A 9,223-nucleotide genomic window follows, 5' to 3' on the forward strand; every position below is an offset into this window, starting at 1 on the left:
CTCCGTGGAGTGCGTGGCCTCGTTCTTGCGATTCCGAAGAATCACTGTGGTGGGCGAAGGGGGACTTGAACCCCCACGTCCCGAAGGACACTGGCACCTGAAGCCAGCGCGTCTGCCATTCCGCCACTCGCCCGAGCGACCCGGAAACATTAACACGAGGTCGCCAGAAATTACGATTCGTACAGGTCAAGGCCCGAAACGGCGACAAAAACACCCGTCCAGGCAAAGACCGATATCATGCAAGGGCGTAGACCCGTGTCATGGCTCGAGGCAATGACAGTACCGTGGGATACACGCACGGCTGTGGCGCGACACGGACATGTCTCGTCACAGCGACCGCGCACCGAGGACAGAAGACCCGACCGACAGGCACTGTGAGGAGGTTCCGATGGGGATAGTTCAACGTTTCGAGCGGAAGCTCCAGGGAGCCGTGGGTGACGCGTTCGCCCGGGTCTTCGGCGGTGGCGTGGTGCCGCAGGAGGTGGAGGCCGCGCTTCAGCAGGAAGCCTCCGACCGGATCCAGCAACTGGACGGTGGGCACCTGCTCGCGCCGAACAGCTATGTCATCGCCATCAACAACTCGGATCACGAAGAGCTTGCCGCCGACCGCGAGTTGACGGTCAAGGCCTTCGCCCGACACCTCGAAGACTTCATTCGCGACCAGGGCTGGCAGACGTATGGTCCCATTCATGTCGCGTTCGAACCGTCGCCGTCACTGCACACCGGGCAGTTCCGCACCCGGGGTTCGGTGGATCCGGACGCAGGCCGCCAGGATGCGGCCGCGCCGGGGCGACCCGAACCGCCACGCGGTCCCGCACCGCGACCACAGGCACCGTTTGTACCCGTCACGTCGAATCCAGGAGCTGGCCCCATGACGCAGAACTCAGGCTACGACCCCAGCCGCGAACCAGCGGGCAACCGCAATCCCGACCCGCAGTACGCGCGCAACGGTCATGCCCATGCAGGTCAGGACCAGCGGTACCCGCAGGGCTACCAGAACGGTTACGACCGCGGCGGCTACCAGCAGGGCGGTTACGACCAGCAGCAGTACCCCGACGACCAGCGCGGCGGGTACCCCCAGGATCAGGCCTACGGTCAGGCGTACGACCAGGGCGCGCAGGCTCCCGGATACGAGCAGCCCGCAGACGCCGGTTACGACTACCAGCAGGGCGGCTACCAGCAGGACTACCAGGGCGGCTACGACCAGCAGGCTCCCGCGCGCTACCCGGACGGCTCCTACGCCGACGCCGGCTACCAGCAGCCGCAGGGCTACGACCAGGGTTACGACCGCGGCGGCTACCAGCAGGGCGGTTACGACCAGCAGCAGTACGACCAGCAGGGGTACGCCGACTACGACCAGGGCGGCTACGGCCAGCAGGCGTACGCACCGGACGGCCACACGTTCACGGCGACTCTGCAGCTCGAGGACGGCAGCGGACGCCACTTCCAGCTGCGTGAGGGCAACAACATCATCGGCCGCGGCCAGGAGGCACAGTTCCGCCTGCCCGACACCGGTGTGTCGCGCCGCCACATCGACATTCGCTGGGACGGTCAGGTCGCGATGCTGTCCGACCTGGGTTCCACCAACGGCACCACCGTCAACGGTGCCCCGGTGCAGGACTGGCAGCTGGCCGACGGAGACATCATCCGGGCCGGTCATTCGGAGATCCTGGTCCGAATCCTCTGAGGCCCCACCGAGTTGGGACCCCGAAGAGACATCGCCGATACCCGAACCCGAACTCCCTCGCCGAGACACAACCGAGACGGCTTCGATACTGGACCGACATCGCGTCGGAGCCCGTGTCGGACGTAACACGGTGGGGACTCCGTATCGTTGTGGGCTGTCCGTATCCTGATCGCAGGGTGCGGGTTGCCCCTATGATGCTGCGAGAAAAAGACGCCGGAACCTCGACCGTTCCGGCCACAGAAGGAGGTGGACTGCCGTGCAAGGTTTGATTCTGCAACTCACACGAGCAGGTTTCCTGCTTCTGCTGTGGCTGTTCGTCTGGACCGTTCTGCGGGCGTTGCGTGGCGACATCTACGCCGGCTCCGGCGTCCGTGTGCCGCCCCGATATTCGCGCAGCGGCAATGTTCTGCCGTCGCTGGGCAAGACGAAGACGGCCAAATATCTGGTGGTGACGCAGGGCGGCCTCGCCGGCACGCGCATCACTCTCGGCACCCAGCCCGTCCTCATCGGCCGGGCCGACGACTCCACGCTCGTCCTCACCGACGACTACGCGTCCACCCGCCACGCTCGGCTCTCCCCGCGGGGCGCCGACTGGTACGTCGAAGACCTCGGCTCGACCAACGGCACGTACCTGGATCGCGCCAAGGTCACCACATCTGTCCGCGTGCCGCTCGGTACCCCCGTACGGGTCGGCAAAACGGTAATCGAGTTGCGCCCGTGACCCTCGTACTCCGCTATGCCGCCCGCAGCGATCGTGGCCTCGTCCGTTCCAACAACGAAGATTCGGTGTACGCCGGGGCCCGCCTGCTGGCGCTGGCGGACGGCATGGGCGGTCACGCGGCCGGTGAGGTCGCGTCACAGTTGATGATCGCGGCCCTCGCGCATCTCGACGACGACGAGCCCGGCGAGGACCTGCTCGGCAAGCTGGAGGCCGCCACCCGCGAGGGCAACGACACCATCGCCGATCACGTCGAGGAAGACCCGGAACTCGACGGCATGGGCACCACGCTCACCGCGATCCTGTTCTCCGGCAACAAGCTCGGGCTGGTCCACATCGGTGACTCCCGCGCCTACCTGCTCCGCGACGACTCCCTCGCGCAGATCACCCGGGACGACACGTTCGTGCAGTCGCTGGTCGACGAGGGCCGGATCACCGCCGAGCAGGCGCACACCCACCCGCAGCGCTCGCTCATCATGCGCGCCCTCACCGGCAACGAGATCGAACCGACGCTGACGGTCCGCGAGGCCCGCGCCGGCGACCGTTATCTGCTGTGCTCCGACGGACTGTCGGACGTGGTCAGCGACGAGACCATCGAGAACACGATGCGGGAGGGCTCGCAGGACGAGTGCGCCGACCGGCTCATCGAACTCGCCCTGCGCAGTGGCGGTCCGGACAACGTGACCGTTGTCGTCGCCGACGTCATCGACCTCGATTACGGGCAGAGTCATCCCATCGTGGCCGGTGCCGCGTCCGCCGACGACGAGGAGGACACGCCGCCGCCCAACACCGCCGCGGGACGTGCCGCGGCGATGCGTCCGCCGCGTGCCACGCCGAAGCGGGTGGTCCCGCAGGTCGAGGAACCGCCGACGAAGAAGAAGCGTCACCGCATGTGGTGGGCTGCACTCGCGCTCGGTCTGATCGTCGTGGTCGCCGTCGCTGCCTTCGTGGGTCGGGCTCTGGTCCGCAACAACTACTACGTCGGCGCCGACGGCGAACGCGTCACCGTGCTGCGCGGAGTTCCCGGCTCGGTGCTCGGGTACTCGCTGCACGAGGCGAACCTGGTCGGCTGTGTCAGCGATTCCGGCGACCTGACGTTGATGTCGCCGACCGAATCTCCGAACGGATGCACCGTCCTCGAGGTCGACGACCTTCAGCCGTCCGCTCGTGAGCAGGTGCGTGCGGGGTTGCCTTCGGGCAAGCTCGACGACGCCCGCAACCAGATGACGCGGCTCGCGCAGAACGATCTGCTTCCGGTGTGCGAGTCGGAGTCCGCCACCACCACGACGACCACCCCGGCACCGAGTCCGGTTCCGGCGCCGGCACCCGCGCCGGTCCCGGAGACCACGGCGCCCGCGCCCGCGCCGGCTCCCGCTCCTCCGGCAGCGTTGCCGGCGCCGGAGACGCCTGCCCCTCAGACCCCGACCGCCACGCCGGCGCCGACCGTGACCCAGGTTCCCGGTCAGAACTGCAGGACGGCTAGCTGATGTCGGTCGCAAGTGCATCACCGGGGGCGCAGTTTCCCAGTCCACCCGGCGGGTTCGCGCCAGCCCCGGTCCAGTCGACGCGCCGGGGCACCGAGCTGATCCTGATCGGTTTCGCGATCCTGATCACGACGATCTCGCTGGTGCTGGTGGAGGCCAGCCAGGAACAGAGCATCACCTGGGACCTCGCCAAGTACGCCGCCGCCTACTCGGCGCTGTTCCTGATCGCGCATCTCGCGGTGCGCCGGTTCGCGCCGTACGCCGACCCCCTGATCCTGCCGATCGTCGCGCTGCTCAACGGCCTCGGCCTGGTGCTGATCCACCGGCTCGACCTCGCCGACGCACAGTCCGCCGCCTACTTCGGGCTGCCCGTCCCGTCACCGGACGCCAACCAGCAGGTGCTGTGGACGACGCTGGCCATCGCCGGGTTCGTGGCCGTGCTGGTGCTGCTCAAGGACTACCGCCTCCTCGCCCGCTACAGCTACACCCTGGGCCTCGCCGGACTGGTGTTCCTCGCCATCCCGGCGATCCTGCCGTCGAGCTTCTCCGAGGTGAACGGTGCGAAGATCTGGATCCGCCTCCCCGGCTTCAGCATTCAGCCCGGCGAGTTCGCGAAGATCCTCCTGATCATCTTCTTCGCGTCCGTCCTCGTCGCGAAGCGCGACCTGTTCACCACCGCGGGCAAGCACGTGTTCGGCATCGACCTTCCCCGCGCCCGCGACCTCGGGCCCATCCTCGTCGCGTGGATGGTGTCGGTGGGGGTGCTGGTGCTGGAGAAGGACCTCGGCACGTCGCTGCTGCTGTTCAGCACCGTGCTCGTGATGCTCTACATCGCCACCGAACGCGTCGGATGGCTGCTGATCGGTGTCGGACTGCTCGGCATCGGGTTCTTCTTCGCGTACCAGCTGTTCGGCCACGTCCGGGTTCGGGTCAGCACCTGGCTCGACCCGCTGGCCGACTACAACAACACCGGCTACCAGATCTCGCAGTCGCTGTTCGGGCTCGCGACCGGTGGTGTCGCGGGCACGGGGCTCGGCAGCGGCAGGCCCGCCCAGGTGCCGTTCGCGAAAACCGACTTCATCGTCGCGACGATCGGTGAGGAACTCGGGCTCATCGGTCTCGCCGCCGTCCTGATGCTGTTCCTGATCCTCGTCATCCGTGGCCTGCGCACCGCGCTCGCCGTCCGCGACAGCTTCGGCAAGCTCCTCGCCGCTGGTCTGTCGTTCACGATCGCGGTGCAGGTGTTCGTGGTGGTCGGCGGTGTCACCAAACTGATTCCCCTCACCGGTCTGACCACGCCGTTCATGTCGTACGGTGGGTCGTCCCTGCTCGCCAACTACCTCCTTCTCGCGATCCTCATCAAGATCTCCGACGCTGCCCGCGAGCCGGCCGTTCCGAAGAAGAAGGGGCCCGCACCCATCGCCGACGCCCCGACCGAGATGGTGCCGCGCTCATGAACACACCTCTGCGTCGCGTCGCGATCGCCGTCATGGTGATGGTGGTCGCCCTCCTCGCCAACGCCACCTACGTCCAGGTCATCAAGGCGGACAACCTGCGGGCCGATCCGCGGAACTCGCGCGTGCTGCTCGACGAGTACTCGCGTCAGCGCGGCCAGATCTCGGCGGCCGGGCAGGTGCTCGCGGCGTCCGTTCCGACCGACGACCGCTACAAGTATCTGCGCACCTACCCGCCGAATCCGGCGGCGCCGTCGAGCCCGCTGGCCAACGCACCGGTCACCGGTTTCTACTCCATGCAGTACGGCAGCACCGGACTCGAGCGGTCCGAGGACCCCGTCCTCAACGGTTCCGACAACCGGCTGTTCGGGCGTCGCTTCTTCGACCTCGTGTCAGGACGCGACCCGCGCGGCGGCAACGTGGTGAGCACCATCAACCCGGTGATGCAGCAGGTGGCGTACGACGAACTGACGGCGAAGGGCTACACCGGTTCGGTCGTGGCGATCGAACCGAGCACCGGACGCATCCTCACGATGGTGAGCACCCCGAGCTACGACCCCAACTCGCTCGCCAGCCACGACGGCACCGAGACCACGCAGGCATGGGAGGCCCTGAACGCCGACCCGGAGAAACCGCTGATCAACCGCGCGGTGTCGCAGACGTACCCGCCCGGTTCCACGTTCAAGGTGGTGGTCACCGCCGCCGCGCTCGCCGCCGGGACCACCCCCGACACCCAGCTGACCGCGGCCCCGCAGATCACCCTTCCCGGCACGTCGACGACGCTCGAGAACTACAACGGCTCCACGTGCGGCGCCGCACCCACCGCCTCGCTGCGGGAGGCGTTCGCGCGATCCTGCAACACGGCGTTCGTCGAACTCGGCGTGAAGACCGGAGCCGACGCCGTCGGCGACCAGGCCGGTGCACTCGGCATCGGCGGGCAGATGCCCGGCGTCCCGTTCCCCGTCGCCGACAGCACCATCGGGTCGATCCCCGACGACGCCGCACTCGGCCAGAGCAGCATCGGCCAGCGTGACGTGGCGCTCACCCCGCTGCAGAACGCAATGATCGCGGCTACCGTCGCCAACGGTGGAGTGCGCATGCAACCACAGTTGGTGTCGGAACTGCAGGGCCCGGACCTCTCCAATCTCGCGACCACCAACCCGGTGTCCGAAGGCCAGGCGATGTCGTCCCAGGTGGCGGCTACCCTGACCGATCTGATGATCGGTTCCGAGAACAACACCAGCGGCGAGGGCAAGATCCCGGGCGTGCAGATCGCGTCCAAGACGGGCACCGCCGAACACGGAACCGACCCACGGAACACCCCGCCCCACGCCTGGTACATCGGATTCGCACCCGCCCAGAACCCGACCGTGGCCATCGCGGTCATCGTCGAGGACGGTGGAGATCGTGCACTGGCCGCAACCGGCGGCTCGGTGGCTGCACCTATCGGCCGTGCCGTCATCGCAGCCGGACTACAAGGGGGCTGATTGTGGCACTGAACAACGGCGCGCTGATCGCCAATCGATACCGCCTGATCCGGCTCATCGCCACGGGCGGAATGGGACAGGTCTGGGAAGCGACCGACAACCGGCTCAACCGTCGTGTCGCGGTGAAGGTGCTGAAGTCCGAGTTCTCGTCCGACCCGGAGTTCGTCGAACGGTTCCGCTTCGAGGCACGTACCACCGCGCAGCTGAACCATTCCGGCATCGCCGGGATCTACGACTACGGCGAGGTCCGCGACGCCACCGGCGACTCCACCGCCTACCTGGTGATGGAACTCGTCAACGGTGAGCCGCTGAACGCCGTCCTCGCGCGCGTGGGCCGTCTCGCGGTGCCGCACGCACTGGACATGCTCGAGCAGACCGGCCGAGCGCTGCAAGTGGCGCACGACGCCGGCGTGGTGCACCGCGACGTGAAACCGGGCAACATCCTGATCACCCCCACAGGTCAGGTGAAGATCACCGACTTCGGCATCGCCAAGGCCGTGGAGAACTCGCCGGTCACGCGCACCGGCATGGTGATGGGCACCGCCCAGTACATCGCCCCCGAGCAGGCGCTCGGCCAGGACGCGACCGCGGCCAGCGACGTGTACTCTCTCGGCATCGTCGGCTACGAAGCGCTGTCGGGACGGCGCCCGTTCATCGGCGACGGGGCCATCACGGTGGCGATGAAGCACGTGCAGGAGGCGCCGGCACCGTTGCCGAACGACCTGCCGCCGAACATCCGCGAGCTCATCGACATCACGATCGCGAAGGATCCGAGCACCCGCTACGCCAGCGGCGGAGAGTTCGCCGACGCGGTCGCGGCGGTCCGGGCGGGCAGGCGTCCTCCGCCGCCGGGCGTGTCGGGCACGGGGGCGGCGCGGGTGCTGCCGCCGCCGATGACCGGCGCAACCCAGATGATGCCGCCCTCCCAGACCGCGTATGCGGGACCGGTGACCGGGCAGGTGCCGCCGGACGACGCGAACGGTGACGGTAAGAAGGGCGGGTTGACCAACGGCCAGAAGGCCGTGGCCTGGGGTGCGGGTGGTCTGATCCTGCTGGCAGCGATCATCGCGCTCGCACTCGTCCTGTTCGACGGTGGTGACACGAAGGAACCGACGTCACCGGCCGTGACCTCGTCGCTGCGGACGATCACGACGACACCGCGGCCGACGACCACGACGACGACCGAGGAAGAGACGTACACCACCGAGCCGACGTACACGACGTACACCACCGAGCCGACGTACACGACGACCACCACCACAGCACCCACCACGACGACGACAGAGCCGACGACGACTACCACCACGACCACCACCGCCCCCACGACGACGACCACGACGACCACGTCGGAGGAGTCAACTACTCCGACCCCACAAGGACAGCCATGACGACACCGCGCAACCTCTCCTCACGCTACGAGCTGGGTGAGATTCTCGGCTTCGGTGGCATGTCCGAGGTCCACCTCGCCCGGGACGTCCGACTCAGCCGCGATGTCGCGATCAAGGTCCTGCGTGCCGACCTGGCCCGCGACCCCACGTTCTACCTGCGGTTCCGCCGCGAGGCGCAGAACGCGGCGGCACTGAACCATCCGGCGATCGTGGCCGTCTACGACACCGGCGAGGCGGAAACCGACGCGGGACCGCTGCCGTACATCGTGATGGAATACGTCGACGGCGACACGTTGCGGGACATCGTGCGCGGCGAGGGCCCGATGGCGCCGCGCCGGGCGATGGAAGTCATCTCGGACGTGTGCGCGGCGCTCGACTTCAGCCACCGCAACGGCATCGTGCACCGTGACGTGAAACCCGCCAACGTGATGATCAACCGTGCGGGCGCGGTGAAGGTGATGGACTTCGGCATCGCGCGGGCGATCTCCGACGCGTCCAGCCCCATGACACAGACGGCCGCCGTCATCGGCACCGCCCAGTACCTGTCGCCCGAGCAGGCTCGCGGCGAGCAGGTCGACGCCCGGTCGGACGTGTACTCGCTCGGTTGCGTGCTGTTCGAGATCCTCACCGGCGAACCCCCGTTCAAGGGTGATTCCCCGGTCGCGGTCGCGTACCAGCACGTGCGGGAGGACCCGCAGACGCCGTCCGTGGTCAACCCGGACATTCCGCGTGAGCTCGACTCGGTGATCCTCAAGGCGATGAGCAAGAACCCCGCCAACCGCTACCAGACCGCCGCGGACATGCGCAGCGACCTGGTCCGGGTTCTCGGCGGGCAGCGCCCCAGCGCGCCGATGGTCATGAGCGACGAGGACCGCACCACGATCCTCGGTGCCGTCAACTCCGGCGCCGGGAACTACCGGCGCCCGCAGACCACCACCCAGGCGACGGCGTCGAAGACGGACGGCGGCGAGCCCGACAAGAAGAAGAACCCGATGCGGCTGGCGC

7 protein-coding genes and 1 tRNA gene are annotated in these 9,223 nt (G+C 67.9%); 7 read left to right on the forward strand and 1 reads right to left on the reverse strand.

Going from position 1 to position 9,223, the window contains the following annotated elements:
* Nucleotides 1-47: 47 nt before the first annotated feature.
* A tRNA-Leu gene (locus ACFTZB_RS38910) sits at nt 48-133 on the reverse strand.
* Nucleotides 134-388: 255 nt separating this feature from the next.
* On the opposite strand from ACFTZB_RS38910, the gene ACFTZB_RS38915 reads away from it, so the two are divergent.
* The 7 genes from ACFTZB_RS38915 to pknB all read left to right on the forward strand — a co-directional run.
* Nucleotides 389-1,687 carry a DUF3662 and FHA domain-containing protein gene (locus tag ACFTZB_RS38915; protein WP_378440248.1) on the forward strand — a complete coding sequence of 433 codons (1,299 nt, stop codon included), beginning with the start codon at nt 389-391 and terminating at the stop codon, nt 1,685-1,687.
* Nucleotides 1,688-1,943: 256 nt separating this feature from the next.
* Nucleotides 1,944-2,408: an FHA domain-containing protein gene (locus ACFTZB_RS38920; protein ID WP_005249074.1), complete on the forward strand. Its 465-nt coding sequence runs from the start codon at nt 1,944-1,946 to the stop codon at nt 2,406-2,408.
* Nucleotides 2,405-3,892 carry a PP2C family protein-serine/threonine phosphatase gene (locus tag ACFTZB_RS38925; RefSeq protein ID WP_378440250.1) on the forward strand — a complete coding sequence of 496 codons (1,488 nt, stop codon included), beginning with the start codon at nt 2,405-2,407 and terminating at the stop codon, nt 3,890-3,892. Before ACFTZB_RS38920 ends, ACFTZB_RS38925 begins: the two co-directional genes overlap by 4 nt.
* Nucleotides 3,892-5,346, forward strand: coding sequence for an FtsW/RodA/SpoVE family cell cycle protein (locus ACFTZB_RS38930; protein ID WP_009476773.1), 1,455 nt, complete (start codon nt 3,892-3,894; stop codon nt 5,344-5,346). Before ACFTZB_RS38925 ends, ACFTZB_RS38930 begins: the two co-directional genes overlap by 1 nt.
* Complete coding sequence (locus ACFTZB_RS38935) at nt 5,343-6,830, forward strand: penicillin-binding transpeptidase domain-containing protein (RefSeq protein WP_378440253.1); 1,488 nt, start codon at nt 5,343-5,345, stop codon at nt 6,828-6,830. The genes ACFTZB_RS38930 and ACFTZB_RS38935 overlap by 4 nt, the downstream gene beginning before the upstream one ends.
* A gap of 2 nt (nt 6,831-6,832) precedes the next feature.
* Nucleotides 6,833-8,218 carry a protein kinase gene (locus ACFTZB_RS38940; protein ID WP_378440255.1) on the forward strand — a complete coding sequence of 462 codons (1,386 nt, stop codon included), beginning with the start codon at nt 6,833-6,835 and terminating at the stop codon, nt 8,216-8,218.
* Nucleotides 8,215-9,223 (forward strand): Stk1 family PASTA domain-containing Ser/Thr kinase (pknB, locus tag ACFTZB_RS38945; protein WP_378440257.1); only part of this gene is annotated, 1,009 nt, incomplete at its 3' end. The genes ACFTZB_RS38940 and pknB, both read left to right, overlap by 4 nt.

The sequence above is a fragment of the Rhodococcus sp. NPDC057014 genome, assembly GCF_042673295.1.
Lineage (GTDB): Bacteria > Actinomycetota > Actinomycetes > Mycobacteriales > Mycobacteriaceae > Rhodococcus_F.